The organism is Tepidimonas sp., assembly GCF_029335975.1.
In the GTDB taxonomy this organism is placed as follows: domain Bacteria; phylum Pseudomonadota; class Gammaproteobacteria; order Burkholderiales; family Burkholderiaceae_C; genus Tepidimonas.
In genome coordinates this window covers 1-13332 of sequence record NZ_JARJMT020000190.1, presented here as the reverse complement: position 1 = coordinate 13332, position 13332 = coordinate 1, and the positions used below count along the sequence as shown (strand labels likewise).

Sequence of the window (13332 nt, the reverse complement as noted above, 5' to 3'; positions counted from 1 at the left end):
GTAGCCGATGCCCGTGCCGCGCAGCTTGGTGGAGGGATCGAGGTCGTGGTCGGTGGCGCGGGCGAGGCCGAGGCCGACTTCCAGGTCGTCGATGGGCGCGAAGCCGAAGACCAGTTCGCCGCCGCGTACCTTGTCGTCGCGGTTCAACGCGCCCTCGACCTTCAAGCCGCCTTTGCCGAGCGCGCCGGCATCGTCGACGTTCATCGACGGCTCCAGCGCAGAAGGCGCAAGCAGTAGATTTCGGTTCCATGCCGTGGATGACGCGACTTCGCTGCGGACGACGCGCGTGCCGGTATCGAACCACTGGAGGGCGGCATCCCGCGTCGTCGGCTTGGCCCGAACCTTGGTCAGCGCGATGGGCACATCCCAGCACGCAAGCAACGGATTCATGCTCGGTCTTCTTGCTATTTAAATAATAACCATTCTCAGTATACACAAGAATGATTCTCAATATTGATAGAATTAGTTCAGTGTAAGTCTGATCATCAATAGAATTCTTCTATGAAAGTATTCGGGAAATGCCCAAGAAATCGTCGCGAGCGGTCGCAAGGCCAGGCGGTTGGCGCGCTTGCCGCGAGACATATCGAGTAGATAGGCGAGGGAGCCAAAACCCAAATAAAGGACACCCACTTTTTTTGTTTCCCCAGGTCAAGTTCTGGGGCATCGCCCCGAGCGTGGCCTTTGTATCTGAAGCGCAGACCAACGGAGTGGCCGAGCGCTTCAACCGCACGCTCAAAGCGCAGGCGATCCACGGCCGCGTCTTCAGGAATGTCGAGGAGGTGCGCGCCGCTGTCACTGCGCTCTAGGATCGTTACGATCGTCGTTGGCGTCTCTAGAAGCTGGGCTTCATGCCACCCCGTAACGCCCGTCAGGCGTATGCCATTCGAAAGGCGGCCTGAGTTGCAAAGCCGTGTCCAGAGAATCCGAGCCGGTACAGGGGAATGCACATGCAAGCCGAGGCGTTTCGCCGATCGGCCGGGGATATCTATTTGCCGGTGTCGCGGGTTTGACGCTCCGTTCGTCGGGCTTGCCGTTGCGCTTCGGCGTCGCGCGCCGCCTGCAGCCAAGCCGCAAAGGAGGCGGGCGTCTCCAGCGTGATGCGACCGATGGCACCGGTGCGAAAATCCGTCAACACTGCTTCGCCGGCTTTGTGTGGATCGATGCGTCCCCCGGGGAGCAAGGCGCCGCGCTTGCGGCCAATGGCGGCCAGCAGTTCCCGCTCGGGCCGTGCGGCAATGGTCGGCGCCGTCAACCCCAGGCGGTAGCGGGCCTCGAGCAGAGCCGGATAATCGGCCCGCAACACCCGCAGCAGGGCCAACGCGACGGCCTCCTCGTCGAAGGCATTGCGGCCGACGGCGCCGCTGGCGGCCAGCCAGTCCCCACTTTCTGGCACGATGATCTTGGGCCACAGAAGACCCGGGGTGTCGTATAAATACACATCGTCGGCCAGCACGACGCGCTGCTCTTGTCGGGTGACGCCTGGCTCGTCGGCCGCCTTGGCCGCGCGCTTGCCGAGCAAGGTGTTGATCAAGGTGGATTTACCGACGTTGGGGATGCCGGCGATGAGCACCCGCAGCGGCTTGACCATACCGCCGCGATGTGGGGCAAGCCGACGGCATTCGGCCACCAGCGTGCGCGCCGGCCCCGGGCTGTGGGCATGCAAGGCAATGGCCCGCGTGCGGGGCTGCGCGCTGTAGTGGGCCAGCCACTGTGCGGTGCGGATCGGGTCGGCCAGGTCCTCCTTGTTCAGAATCTTCAGCCTGGGCCGATCGCCGATCAATTGGGCCAACAGCGGATTGGCGCTCGACCCAGGCAGCCGCGCATCGAGCAGCTCGATGACAACGTCCGTGGCCTTGAGCCGCTCGCGTAACGCCTTTTGCGTCGCGTGCATATGACCGGGAAACCACTGGACGCTCACAGCCAGGCTCCTCGACAGGAATGCGAGCGCTCAGGCGTGCGCACGCAGCCAGGCCTGCAGGTCGGCCACCGTATCGGCGACAAAGGCGGGCTGCAGCGAGCGCAGATCTTCGTGCCTATGGGCCCCGTAGGTGACTGCGACGGCGGCGCAGCCGGCGTTGCGCGCCATCTGCAGGTCGTGCGTGGTATCCCCAATCATGAGGGTGCGCTCGGGCGGTATGCCGAGCTCGGCCATCAATTCGCGCAGCATTTGCGGATCGGGTTTGCTGGCCGTCTCGTCGGCGGTGCGGGTGGCATCGAAGACGCCATGCAGCGCGACCGTCTGCAAGGCGAGGTCCAGTCCGCGGCGGCTTTTGCCGGTGGCCACAGCCAGCCGGTGACCACGGCCGCGCAGATCATCGAGCAGCGACAGCACCCCGTCAAAGAGCGTGACTTCGTGCTGGCGCGCAAACCAATGGTGGCGGTAGCGCTCCACCAGCAGGGGATGGCGCTCGGGCGCAACGTCCGGCGCAGCGTGGGCCAGCGCCTGGGCCAAGCCCATGCCGATTACCCAGGCTGCACGCTCGCGCGACGGCACCGGCGCGCCGATGTCGCGCGCCGCGTCCTGGATGCAGCGCACGATCAGCGCAGTGGAATCGAACAAGGTACCGTCCCAGTCGAAGGCGATGAGGTCGTAACGACGGGGGCGATGGGAGCCAAATGGAGTGGCAAGGCTGGAAGATGAATCGGTCACAGCGGGCCTGAAAATGGCGGCGATCCCGAATCTGGGGCGCCAAAATGACAAAAGGCGCATGACGGGCGCCTTTTGCCGTCTTCGAGAGAGAGGTTTATGCGATTCGGAAGTTCTCGATGTTGCCACCGGCCGCCAGAATGTTGCGTACCCATTCCGGCTTGCGACCTGGACCGCCAGACCAGAGTTCGCCGTTGGGACCACGATATTTCGGTTCGGCTTTGGAGCGGCCGCCCTTGCCCTTGGCCTTGCCGCCGCGCGAGCCAGCGCTGGCCAATTCCTGCGGTGTGATGTCGTATTCGGCCATGCGGGCGAGGATCTCGGCGATCACACCGGCGCGCTCCTGCTTGCGCAATTGTTCGGCCTGGGCCAAGAGGGCTTCGGCTTGGGCTTTCAGTTCTGCATAGGTTGCCATGGGCGTTCTCCAGTAGGATGAACAAATCGATCTGACGGCGCGATTGTAATCAAAAAAAACGCCGCACGTCGCCCCAGCCGGCCAATTCAGGCGGCAAGGGGGCGTGCAATTGCAATTCCTGCCCTGTCATCGGATGGCGTATCTTCAGTCGCCACGCGTGCAGAAACATTCGCTTCAGGCCCCAGTGCGCCAGCAGGCGGTTCCATGCGAAATCGCCATACTTGTCGTCACCGGCGATGGGGTGACCGACGTGGGCCAGATGCACCCGAATCTGGTGGGTGCGGCCGGTCTTGATGGTGACTGCCAGCAGCGTCATCCCGGGGGCGTCGGCCGGCCAACCGGCGGGCGGATGCACCGCACCGAGCACCTGCACCAGCGAAATCGAGCGCTGGCCCAGGGGATCGCACACATCCGTGACGCGCACCCGCCGCTCACCGCTGGGCAGCAAATATTTGTGCAAAGGGACGTCGATCACTTGGCGTGTGGCAGGCCATTGGCCGCGTACCAACGCCAAATAGGTTTTGCCCGTGCTGCGCTCGCGAAACTGGTCTTGCAGGCGTTTGAGCGCGCTGCGTCGCTTGGCCACCAGCAGCACACCGCTGGTCTCGCGGTCCAGGCGGTGCACCAGCTCCAGCAAGGCCGCTGTGGGCCGTGCATGGCGCAGTTGCTCGATCACGCCGCAGGACACGCCGCTGCCCCCATGCACCGCCACACCGGCGGGCTTGTCGATGGCCAGCAGCCATTCGTCTTCGTAGATGACGGGAAAGGCCCGCTTGGGCACGGCGGCCGGTACCAAGTCCACCACCCGCTCGGGCAGCCGCACCGGGGGCAGCCGCACATCGTCGCCTGCCTGCAGCCGGGTGTCCGCGCGCGCGCGCGCCTTGTTTACACGTACCTCGCCGCTGCGGATGATGCGGTAGATCAGCGTTTTGGGCGCGCCTTTGAGCTCGCGCAACAAAAAATTGTCGAGCCGCTGGTCGGCGGACTCGGCATCGACGGTCAAGTGGCGGACAGAGGCATTGGGCATGGGCAAGCGGCGACCTGTCCTGCAGCACGCCGCACGCGATCCGGACCGTGCCTATAATGGCAAAGTCTGTCCGTGCGCCGAAAAGGATCGGGTCGTTGCGAAGTGTACGGCACGCCCGACGCTGCAGAGCGCAGACAGACATATGTTTGCCGAACCCTGGGTGGGGTGGTGCATCCGGGTCAGGTCCGCTGTGTCGGACTTTTCATCCCGGATGGTTGCGCTTCGCCCCGGTCGAACCGACGTTCATCCAGTCAGCGAACCCGATACGGAATACCCCCAACATGCAGCCTGCGGCCGACCCGAATTGCCGCGCGGCGGGCTGCATGAGGACTCAGTGATCACCGAGACGCCCGCCCTCCCGTGCTGCACAACGGCTTGTCGTCCCTGTTCACCGTGATCCACGCGCCCATGCCCGGGTGCGCGTGACCACCTGCCCAGCGTGCGCTGGGCAGCAGGGTTTTCGCGCCCCCCAGAGGCTCTCCGGCAATTCCCCCTGTTCGCTCGACCGGTCCGCGGTTCGCGGCATCCACGCCCACCCGGGGCGCTTGTTCGACCGAGTCTGAGGAACGTACGATGAAACGCATGCTGATCAACGCCACGCAGGCCGAGGAGCGCCGACTGGCGATCGTCGATGGGCAAAAACTGCTCGACTACGAAGTCGAGATCGAGGGGCGCGAGCAGCGCAAGGGCAACATTTACAAAGCCGTCGTCACGCGCGTGGAGCCGTCGCTGGAAGCGTGCTTCGTCGATTACGGCGAGGACCGCCACGGGTTTTTGCCATTCAAGGAAATTTCCAAGCAATATTTTCAGGGCAATGTGCCGCCCTCGCAGGCCCGCATCCAGGACGTCATCAGGGAAGGGCAGGAGCTGCTGGTTCAGGTGGAAAAAGAGGAGCGTGGCAACAAGGGCGCGGCGCTGACCACCTTCATCAGCCTGGCTGGCCGCTACGTGGTGCTCATGCCCAACAATCCGCGCGGCGGCGGCGTCAGCCGGCGCATCGAGGGTGACGACCGTGCCGAATTGAAGGCGACGCTGGACAAGCTGGAATACCCCAACGGCATGTCCATCATTGCGCGCACTGCTGGCATTGGGCGCGAGGCGGCCGAGCTGCAGTGGGACCTGAATTACCTGCTCAAGCTCTGGAATGCGATCGAGGGCGCGTCCAAGGCCCTGACTAAGCCCGAACTCATTTACCAAGAATCGACGCTGGTCATCCGTGCGATCCGCGACTATTTCAACAGCGATATCGGTGAAATCCTGATCGACACCGACGACATCTACGAGCAGGCGCGCGGTTTCATGTCGCATGTGATGCCGGAGTATGCCAACCGTGTCAAGCGCTACCGGGACAACGCGCCGTTGTTCTCGCGTTTCCAGATTGAACACCAGATCGAGACCGCCTACAGCCGCACGGTGACGCTGCCTTCGGGTGGTGCGATCGTGATCGATCAGACCGAGGCCCTGGTGGCTGTGGACGTCAACTCAGCGCGGGCGATCAAGGGCGGAGATATCGAAGAGACCGCGCTGCGCACCAACCTGGAGGCCGCCGACGAGGTGGCGCGGCAAGCGCGGCTGCGCGACCTGGGTGGGCTGATCGTGATCGATTTCATCGACATGGAGGACAGCAAAAACCGCCGCGAGGTGGAAAACCGCCTGCGCGAGGCGCTCAAGCAAGACCGCGCGCGCGTGCAGTTTGCGCCGATCAGCAAGTTTGGTCTGCTGGAAATGAGCCGCCAGCGCCTGCGTCCGACCCTGTCGGAGGGGGCTTCCATCCCTTGCCCGCGCTGCGGTGGCTCGGGCCATATCCGCGACACCGAGTCGTCGGCGCTGCAAATCCTGCGCGTGATCCAAGAGGAGTCGCTCAAAGACAACACCGCCGCTGTGCTGGTGCAGGTACCGGTGGATGTGGCCAGTTTTTTGCTCAACGAAAAGCGTGTCGAGATCACCAAGATCGAGCTCAAGCAGCGCATCAGCGTGCTGCTGGTGCCGAACAAGTCGCTGGAGACGCCGAATTACAAGCTGGAGCGCTTGAAGCACGACGACCCGCGCCTGGACAACCTGGATGCCAGCTACAAGCTGGCCGACATTGCCGAGGACGTGGCCCTGGTGACGCGGCGCAGCCAGGAGCGCATCAACCGGCAGGAGCCGATCATCAAGGGTGTGCTGCCGGACAGCCCCGCCCCAGTGGCCGCACCGCGGTCCGAAGCGACGCCGCCGCTTGCCAGCGCTGCTGCGGCCGTGACACCGGGCAGCCCCGCACCGGTGCCAGCCGCAGCACCCACGGCCCCGCCGCAGCCAGCAGAGACGGGCTTTTTGGCCTGGCTCAAACGCCTGTTTGGATGGCAAGCCATGCCAGCCACCGCACCGACGCCAACCCCCGCTGCCGCGCCGGAACCCGCCCCAGCAGCAGCGCTGCCCGAGCAAGCCGGCAGCGGCGCACGCCGGGGGCGGGGCGGCCGGGGCGGGCGCAGCCGCGGGGATGCGGCGCGCCAGGGCGAAGCCCGCGCGGAACGCAGCGAGCGCAGCGAACGCACCGACCGGCCCGCGCGTCCCGAGCGTGCTGAGCGCGCAACGCGGCCCGCCCGCCCGGAAGAGGCGGCCGTTGCCGAAGCGACCGCAGCTTCGCTGCCCACGACCGATAGGGGGGCGGATGCTGCGGTGGACATGGCGCCTGCAGCCGACTCGGGGGTCGACGCAGGGGCGCCGAGCGAGCTGCGCGAGCGCGGGGAACGCCGTCGCCGCGGGCGCCGCTCACGCGGCGAGGCCGCCGACCATGGGGCTGTGTCCGCCTTGGCGCCGGCCGCGCCCGCGCGCAATGCCCAAGCTGATGCCTCCAGCCAAGTTGCGCCGCTGGCCCAAGACGACGATGCCAGCGGCATGACGGCGCCCGAATCTGCCGAGGCCGCTCGTGCCCCGCGCGAGCGACGCAGTCGCGACCGCTATGGCCGGGACCGCAGCCGCCGTCAGGATGGGCAGGGTGCCGCGCCGGACAGTGCCGAAGCCCCCGAAGCCGCTGCCGGCAGTGGCGCGGACGCAGCCCCGCGTCGCTCGTACTTCGCGGTGCCGCCGTCCCCCGCGGAGCCCGCCGCCACCGCAGCGCAGCCCCAGGACAGGCTAGCCCCTGCCCCCGCCGATGTACCTGCCGACGGGCTTGCCGACGTGCCTGCCCCCGCGCCCGTTTCGGCACCGATGACCCGCGAGGCACCAACCGAAAAGCCCGAGACGCCTGAAGCGACCGAAACGCCCGCGACCATTGCTGCCACCATGCCCCTGGCCGTGGCCCCGGTGGCGCAGCCGTCTGCCGGCGCGCAGGCGTACCGCTTGCCGCTCGAGGAACTGGCCGTCCTGGCCCGCCAGGCGGGCTTGGAATGGGTGCAGTCCGACGCGGACAAGGTGGCGGCGGTGCAGTCCGCGATCGCGGCCGAGCCGCCACCAGTGCGTGCGCCGCGCGAGCCGCGCCCCGCGCCCGCCGTCAGTGACGAGCCGCTCGTGCTGATCGAGACGAAACGGGATTTGCGCGAGCAGAAGTTCCCCTTCGACGCCTGAGTGAGGGCTGCCCGCTATGGATACCGACATCTTCCCTGAAATCCCCGACCTCGTCTGGGGCGAATCGCTGCTCACCGGTGACGGCCGCATGGACGAGACCCACGAGGAATTCGTCACCCAGCTTGCCCGGCTGCGCGCGCTGCCGCACGACCAACAGCTCGACCCCTACCGGGCGTTGCTTGCGCACACGGTCGAGCATTTCGAGCGCGAGGAGCGCTGGATGGTGGCCGTCGGCTTTGCCAAGGACAACTGCCACGCCGCGCACCATCGGCAGATCCTGGACACCATGCGCGCTGTGGAGGAGCACTTCCTGCAAGGGGATCACGAGATCATCGACCGCATGGCGGCGGCGCTGGCCGAATGGTTTCCGATGCATGCGAAAACCATGGACGCCGGTCTGGCGCAGCACATGCGCGCCGTGGGGTTCGACTCGCGCACCGAGACCTTGGCCGACCCCAGCCGCGTGCGGCCCGCAACCATGACGGGTTGCGGCAGCGTGCAATGCAGTTGACCGGCCCGCGTCGTTTCTTCAACGGCGCACTCTGGTTTTTCACATGACGCCTGGGGGCGACGGCGCTAGTATGCGCACCCACAAGGAGCCCCCCATGACCGTCATCACCTGCATCGAAGATCTGCGCCGCCTGGCGCAGCGGCGCGTGCCGCGCATGTTCTACGACTACGCCGACAGCGGCTCGTGGACCGAGAGTACTTACCGCGCCAACGAGTCTGATTTCCAGTCCATCAAGCTACGCCAGCGGGTGGCTGTCAACATGGAAGGGCGCAGCACCCGCACCACCATGGTTGGCCAGCCTGTGGCCATGCCGGTGGCGCTGGCCCCCACGGGTCTGACCGGCATGCAGCATGCCGATGGTGAAATCCTGGCTGCCCGGGCGGCGCGAGCGTTTGGTGTGCCCTTTACGCTGTCGACCATGAGCATCTGCTCCATCGAGGATGTGGCGCGGCACGCGGGGGAGGGCTTCTGGTTCCAGCTCTATGTGATGCGCGACCGCGACTTCATCGAACGCCTGATCGATCGCGCCAAGGCCGCCCACTGCGGCGCATTGGTGCTGACGCTCGATTTGCAAATTTTGGGGCAGCGCCACAAGGACCTGAAAAACGGCCTGTCCGCCCCGCCCAAGCTGACCCTGTCCAATATCGTCAACATGATGACCAAGCCACGCTGGTGCCTGGGCATGTTGGGCACGTCCCGGCGCCAATTTGGCAACATCGTCGGACACGTCAAGGGCGTGGCCGATATGGGCAGCCTGTCGGCGTGGACGGCGCAGCAGTTCGACCCACGGCTAAACTGGGGCGACGTCGAGTGGATCAAGAAGCGCTGGGGGGGCAAACTCATTCTGAAGGGCATCATGGATGTGGAAGATGCCAAGCTGGCTGCCGACTCGGGCGCCGATGCACTGATCGTCAGCAACCACGGCGGACGTCAGCTCGACGGGGCGGAGTCGAGCATCCGGGCCCTGCCGCGCATCGTGGAGGCGGTGGGCAAGCGCATCGAGGTGCACCTCGACGGCGGCATCCGCAGCGGCCAGGACGTGCTCAAGGCCCGGGCGCTGGGGGCCCGAGGCACCTACATCGGCCGTGCGTTTTTGTATGGCCTGGGCGCCATGGGCGAGGCGGGTGTAACCAAGGTGCTGGAAATCCTGCACAAGGAACTCGACCTCACCATGGCTTTTACCGGGCACACCCAAATCGAGACGGTGGACCGCTCGATCCTGATCCCGGGCACCTACCCAGTGGCCTGAGCGTTCGGGCGTTCAGCGGCCGCTGGCCCTGGCTGTGGCGCCCGCTGGGGGGATCCAGCGCCACAGCAAGGCCCCCGCGGCCAGCGCGCAACCTGCCGAAAAGCCAAATGCGGCGCCGGCGCCCGCGTGCTCATACAGCAGCCCGAACACGAACGACGCCGGCAGCAGCATGGCGCCCGCCGTCATGTTGAACCAGCCGAACGCCGTGCCGCGCAGCTGTGCGGGGGCCAAGTCGGCGACCAGGGCTTTTTCCACCCCCTCGGTTGCGGCCAGAAAGACGCCATAAAACGCAAACCACCCAGCCAGCCACATGCCGGCGGGGGCCGACAGGCCCAAGGCCAGGTAGAACAGCGCGTAGGCACCATAGCCCATGAGCAGCAGCCGCCGGCGGCCCACGCGGTCCGACAGACCCGACAGCGGGATGGACAGCACCATGGCGATGAACGAGACGGCCGCCCACAGCAGCGGTATCTGGGCCTGAGGGACGCCCAGCTCACTGGCGCGCAGCAGCAGGAACATGTTGGACGAGTTGCCCAGTGTGAACAGTGCCACGACCACGAGGTAGCGCCGAAAGACCGGTGGCAGGGCAGCGCCGCCGCTGAGCTCGATCGGCGCAACGTTTGGGGACGGGGCTAGCGTGGCTGGCTCGCGCAGCCCCAGGGCCAGGACGATACACGCCAGCGCGGGCACCCAGGTCCACAGGAACACCTCGCGCAGCGGCATGCCGCTGGCCAGCAAGGCTGCAGCCAGCAGCGGGCCGATCACCGCGCCCGCGTTGTCCATGGCCCGGTGCAACCCGAAGGCCAGCCCGCGCCGATCCGCCCCTACGCTGGCGGCCAGCAGCGCGTCGCGTGGGGAGGTGCGCAGCCCCTTGCCCACCCGGTCCGCAAACCGGATGGCCAGCAGCGCCGGCCAACTGGTCACCCAGGCGATCAAGGGGCGCCCCAGGGCCGCCAGGCCGTAGCCGACGACGATCCACGGTTTGCAGCGCCGGGTGCGGTCCACCACCACGCCAGACACCCATTTGAGCAGGCTGGCCGTGGCTTCGGCAATGCCCTCGATCAAGCCCAGGGCGCGCGGTCCCGCCATCAGCACCGAGGTCAAATAGAGCGGAACCAGGGGGTACACCAGCTCGGAGGCGGAATCGTTGATCAGGCTGATCAAGCCGATGAGCCATACGGTGCGCGGCAACGCACGAAAAGTCTGCCACATGGCGCTACAGGATGGAGATGGAGCCCTCATCATACCCCGCGCAATCCCCTGTTTTTGGAGGCAGGCGGCTGTCCTTCGGGTTCGTCCGCACCCCTGTGTTAGAGTCGGGCCATGGCGGGGCACCGGGCGTCAGCAGCTTGTGCCCCCCGCATGTGGCGTGGCCCAAGGGTTGTGCAGCTGGGTGCCGCGCCGCCCGTGGCTTGTGCAAGGCCGTGTATGGCCGTCAATGCCGGCGGCGGATTGGCCGGCCATGGTTTTCCACCATCCCCTGATGCGCCCAGTGGCCAGCAGGCCAGGCGCGCCTGTTGCCACCCCGCATCGCCATCCCAAGGAGGCCCCTATGGCCAAAGAAGAATTGATCGAGATGCGCGGCACGGTCGACGAGATTCTGCCGGACTCTCGCTACCGCGTCACCCTGGAAAACGGCCATACTCTGGTCGTCTACACCGGAGGCAAGATGCGCAAACACCACATCCGCATTCTGGCGGGCGACCGGGTATCGCTGGAACTGTCACCCTACGACCTGAGCAAGGGGCGCATCACTTTCCGGCATCTGGAGCCGCGCACGGCTGGCCAGGCCCCCATCGCCCGGCGCAAGCCGCGCTGAACAGCCCGGCTCACTTGCCCCAACTGTCCTTCAGGCCCGCAATCCGGTTGAACACTGGGCGCGCGGGCGTGTGGTCCACGCGGTCGGTGCCGAAATAGCCGTGCCGCTCGAACTGGTAGCGCTGCTCGCGCGGGGCATGTGCCAGCGACGGCTCTAGGTAGGCTGTCACGACCCGCAGGCTGTGGGGGTTGAGCGCGGCCTTGAAATCCTTGCCACCGGCGTCGGGCTGCGGATCGGCGAACAAGCGGTCGTACAGACGCACCTCGGCGGCCACCGCCTCGTGCACGCCTACCCAGGTTAGGGTACCTTTGACCTTGACGGCGTCGGCCCCGGGGGTGCCGCTCTTGGTGTCGGGCACCAGCGTGGCCAGTACGGCGCTGACGCGACCCTCGGCATCCTTCTCGCAGCCGGTGCACTCGATGACAAAGCCGTATTTGAGGCGCACCTTGTTGCCGGGGAATAGGCGGAAATAGCCCTTGGGGGGCTGTTCCATGAAGTCCTCGCGCTCGATCCAGATCTCTGGCCCCAGGCTGAAATGGCGCTGACCCAGCTCTGGCCGCTGCGGATGCACCGGGGCAGTGCAGGGCTCGCGGTGCTCGGCATCGCCAAACACCTGCGCCCAGTTGGTGAGCCTGAGTTTGATCGGATCCAGCACGGCCATCGCGCGCGGTGCTTTGCCCTCCAGGTCGTCGCGCAGCGCGATTTCGAGGCTGCTGTAGTCGATCCAGCCGCCGGCCTTGCTGACGCCGGTGCGTTCGCAGAACAGGCGGATGGCTTCGGGCGTGTAGCCGCGGCGGCGCAGCCCGACGATGGTGGGCATGCGTGGGTCGTCCCAGCCGCTGACCACCCCCTCATCCACCAGTTGCTTGAGCTTGCGCTTGCTGGTGACCACGTAGGTCAGGTTCAGCCGGGCAAATTCGTACTGATGTGGCAGGTTGAAGGGCTCGATACGGTAGGCCTCCAGCGCCGAGGCCAGCAGCGGCGTGAATTGGTGCGCCTGCGCCTTGAGCAGCCCGAAAAACGCATCCAGGTCGCGCAGCACGGCGTCGCGGTCGTGCTCCCACTTCGCAAACAGCGCCCGCATGCGCCGCTCGGGCTCGGTGTTCAGGCCGAGCTTGTGCGCATGGTTGTGGCAGTGCAGGGCAAATTCCTTGCCGGCTTCCACCCCCTGCTGCTCGATGCGCTCGATGAGCTGGCGGGCGCGCGCGAACTGCGGCGCGCGCAGGATGGGCACGATGCGCTCGAGCAGCCAGTCGTAAAACGGCCGCTGGTCCTCGAATTCCAAGGTGCAGATGCTGTGGGTGATGTTCTCCAGCGCATCCTCGATCGGGTGCGCAAAGGTGTACATCGGGTAGATGCACCAGGTGTCGCCGGTGTTGTGGTGCGTTGCATGTTTGATCCGGTAGATCGCCGGGTCGCGCAGGTTGATGTTGGGCGAAGCCATGTCGATCTTGGCGCGCAGCACCATCGCGCCATCGGGGAAGCGGCCGGCGCGCATGTCACGAAAGCGCGCCAGGCTCTCTTCGGCCGGGCGGTTGCGGAACGGGCTGTCGACGCCGGGCTCGGTGAGCGTGCCGCGGTTGGCGCGCATCTGCTCGGGCGTTTGCTCGTCGACATAAGCGTGGCCGGTCTCGATCAGGTACTCGGCCGCGCGGTACATGAAGTCGAAGTAGTCGCTGGCATAGTAGAGGTGGCGGGTGCCGAAGGCGTCCCAGCTCCACCCCAGCCAGCGCACCGCGTCCAGGATCGCGTCGACGTACTCCTGTTCCTCCTTCTCGGGGTTGGTGTCGTCGAAGCGCATGTGGCACACGCCGCCGTAGTCCCGCGCGAGGCCGAAGTTGATCCAGATGCTCTTGGCGTGCCCGACGTGCAGGTAGCCGTTGGGCTCGGGCGGGAAGCGCAGGCGCACCTTGGCCGGGTCCGGGTTGCCGCGGGCGTGGTGCGTGCCGTCGCCGGGCGTGCCGGCCCAGCGGCGGCCGTGCAGGCGGCCCTGCAGCAGGTCGCGTTCGATGATCTGGCGCAGAAAATGGCTGGCGGTGTGGGTCCCGCCGGGGGGCGTCGGGGCGTGTTCGCTCATGGCGCCGATTGTAGGGCGCGCCCCCGTCCACCCCTGTCCAC

General features: G+C 66.5%; 11 protein-coding genes and 1 pseudogene. 5 read left to right on the top strand and 7 right to left on the bottom strand.

Annotated features, from left to right (window positions below):
- A pseudogene (locus P3W97_RS10720) lies at window positions 1-390 on the bottom strand (hypothetical protein); the annotation flags it as partial.
- A 284-nt stretch (window positions 391-674) separates the two neighbouring features.
- Between P3W97_RS10720 and P3W97_RS10715 the strand changes: the two are divergent.
- Complete coding sequence (locus P3W97_RS10715; RefSeq protein ID WP_300846591.1) at window positions 675-806, top strand: integrase core domain-containing protein; 132 nt, start codon at window positions 675-677, stop codon at window positions 804-806.
- 179 nt (window positions 807-985) lie between these two features.
- Here the strand turns inward: P3W97_RS10715 and ylqF are convergent, their stop codons facing one another.
- The 4 genes from ylqF to P3W97_RS10695 form a co-directional block, all read right to left on the bottom strand.
- Window positions 986-1918 carry a ribosome biogenesis GTPase YlqF gene (gene ylqF, locus P3W97_RS10710; protein ID WP_300846589.1) on the bottom strand — a complete coding sequence of 311 codons (933 nt, stop codon included), beginning with the start codon at window positions 1916-1918 and terminating at the stop codon, window positions 986-988.
- A gap of 30 nt (window positions 1919-1948) precedes the next feature.
- On the bottom strand, window positions 1949-2650 hold the full coding sequence (locus P3W97_RS10705) for an HAD family hydrolase (protein WP_300846587.1): 702 nt from the start codon (window positions 2648-2650) through the stop codon (window positions 1949-1951).
- 94 nt (window positions 2651-2744) lie between these two features.
- Window positions 2745-3062 carry an H-NS histone family protein gene (locus P3W97_RS10700; RefSeq protein WP_300846585.1) on the bottom strand — a complete coding sequence of 106 codons (318 nt, stop codon included), beginning with the start codon at window positions 3060-3062 and terminating at the stop codon, window positions 2745-2747.
- Window positions 3063-3111: 49 nt separating this feature from the next.
- Window positions 3112-4089: an RluA family pseudouridine synthase gene (locus P3W97_RS10695; protein WP_300846583.1), complete on the bottom strand. Its 978-nt coding sequence runs from the start codon at window positions 4087-4089 to the stop codon at window positions 3112-3114.
- Between the two features lie 573 nt (window positions 4090-4662).
- Here P3W97_RS10695 and P3W97_RS10690 point away from each other — a divergent pair.
- The 3 genes from P3W97_RS10690 to P3W97_RS10680 all read left to right on the top strand — a co-directional run bounded on the left by P3W97_RS10690 (window position 4663) and on the right by P3W97_RS10680 (window position 9395).
- A complete protein-coding gene (locus P3W97_RS10690; RefSeq protein ID WP_300846581.1) occupies window positions 4663-7635 on the top strand; it encodes an Rne/Rng family ribonuclease in 2973 nt (990 codons plus the stop codon).
- 16 nt (window positions 7636-7651) lie between these two features.
- The gene (locus P3W97_RS10685; RefSeq protein WP_300846578.1) at window positions 7652-8146 is read left to right on the top strand and encodes a hemerythrin domain-containing protein; all 495 of its coding nucleotides are present in this window, start codon (window positions 7652-7654) and stop codon (window positions 8144-8146) included.
- A 94-nt stretch (window positions 8147-8240) separates the two neighbouring features.
- Window positions 8241-9395, top strand: a complete 1155-nt coding sequence (locus tag P3W97_RS10680; RefSeq protein WP_300846576.1) for an alpha-hydroxy acid oxidase — start codon at window positions 8241-8243, stop codon at window positions 9393-9395.
- A gap of 12 nt (window positions 9396-9407) precedes the next feature.
- On the opposite strand, the gene P3W97_RS10675 is transcribed toward P3W97_RS10680, so the two are convergent.
- A complete protein-coding gene (locus tag P3W97_RS10675) occupies window positions 9408-10607 on the bottom strand; it encodes an MFS transporter (protein WP_300846573.1) in 1200 nt (399 codons plus the stop codon).
- A 340-nt stretch (window positions 10608-10947) separates the two neighbouring features.
- On the opposite strand from P3W97_RS10675, the gene infA reads away from it, so the two are divergent.
- A complete protein-coding gene (gene infA, locus P3W97_RS10670) occupies window positions 10948-11214 on the top strand; it encodes a translation initiation factor IF-1 (RefSeq protein WP_300846572.1) in 267 nt (88 codons plus the stop codon).
- Window positions 11215-11224: 10 nt separating this feature from the next.
- Here infA and P3W97_RS10665 read toward each other — a convergent pair whose 3' ends face one another.
- A complete protein-coding gene (locus P3W97_RS10665) occupies window positions 11225-13291 on the bottom strand; it encodes a glutamine--tRNA ligase (protein ID WP_300846571.1) in 2067 nt (688 codons plus the stop codon).
- Window positions 13292-13332: the final 41 nt, after the last annotated feature.

What these genes read in the sequence shown, in the direction of transcription:
- P3W97_RS10675 (WP_300846573.1), bottom strand. Translation starts at nt 10,607, where the DNA reads ATGTGGCAGACTTTTCGTGCGTTGCCGCGCACCGTATGGCTCATCGGC.
- P3W97_RS10680 (WP_300846576.1), top strand. Translation starts at nt 8,241, where the DNA reads ATGACCGTCATCACCTGCATCGAAGATCTGCGCCGCCTGGCGCAGCGG.
- P3W97_RS10665 (WP_300846571.1), bottom strand. Translation starts at nt 13,291, where the DNA reads ATGAGCGAACACGCCCCGACGCCCCCCGGCGGGACCCACACCGCCAGC.
- infA (WP_300846572.1), top strand. Translation starts at nt 10,948, where the DNA reads ATGGCCAAAGAAGAATTGATCGAGATGCGCGGCACGGTCGACGAGATT.
- P3W97_RS10685 (WP_300846578.1), top strand. Translation starts at nt 7,652, where the DNA reads ATGGATACCGACATCTTCCCTGAAATCCCCGACCTCGTCTGGGGCGAA.
- P3W97_RS10695 (WP_300846583.1), bottom strand. Translation starts at nt 4,089, where the DNA reads ATGCCCAATGCCTCTGTCCGCCACTTGACCGTCGATGCCGAGTCCGCC.
- P3W97_RS10690 (WP_300846581.1), top strand. Translation starts at nt 4,663, where the DNA reads ATGAAACGCATGCTGATCAACGCCACGCAGGCCGAGGAGCGCCGACTG.
- P3W97_RS10700 (WP_300846585.1), bottom strand. Translation starts at nt 3,062, where the DNA reads ATGGCAACCTATGCAGAACTGAAAGCCCAAGCCGAAGCCCTCTTGGCC.